The 402-nt window shown below is 70.4% G+C and carries 1 protein-coding gene; it reads right to left on the minus strand.

Going from position 1 to position 402, the window contains the following annotated elements; translation table 11 throughout:
• Positions 1-296, minus strand: a 296-nt coding sequence (locus FF041_RS39310; RefSeq protein WP_228388595.1) for a condensation domain-containing protein, incomplete at its 3' end; no start/stop codon positions are given.
• Between the last annotated feature and the right edge of the window lie 106 nt (positions 297-402).

Raw genomic sequence — 402 nt, forward strand, 5'->3', positions numbered from 1 at the left:
AGATCCACATCGCCCAACGCCCCACGCCCATGCCCCTCGACATCCACCAAACGGGAAGCGGCTTCAGGCCGCCGGTGACCGATCGCACCGGCCAGGGTGGCGAGCAGGACTTCATGCACCCCGCAGTGGAACAGAGCGGGTGTCCGTCCCACCAGCACCGCAGCCAGCTCGGACGGCACCACCCAGGACCGACGACGCTGTGTCCGTGCCGTGTCCGCTTCGCGGTCCAGAGCCCGCCGCCCCAACAACGGCTCCACCCCACCCAGCAACCCCACCCACTCCGGCAGCTCAGCCACCCGACCCTCGGCCACCGCCTCACCGGCCAACACCCCAGACCAACGACGGAACGACGTACCCACCGGATCCAACACCGGCACCCGACCCCCGGCCACCGCCTCACAC

Source organism: Streptomyces jumonjinensis (genome assembly GCF_009600885.1).
In the GTDB taxonomy this organism is placed as follows: domain Bacteria; phylum Actinomycetota; class Actinomycetes; order Streptomycetales; family Streptomycetaceae; genus Streptomyces; species Streptomyces jumonjinensis.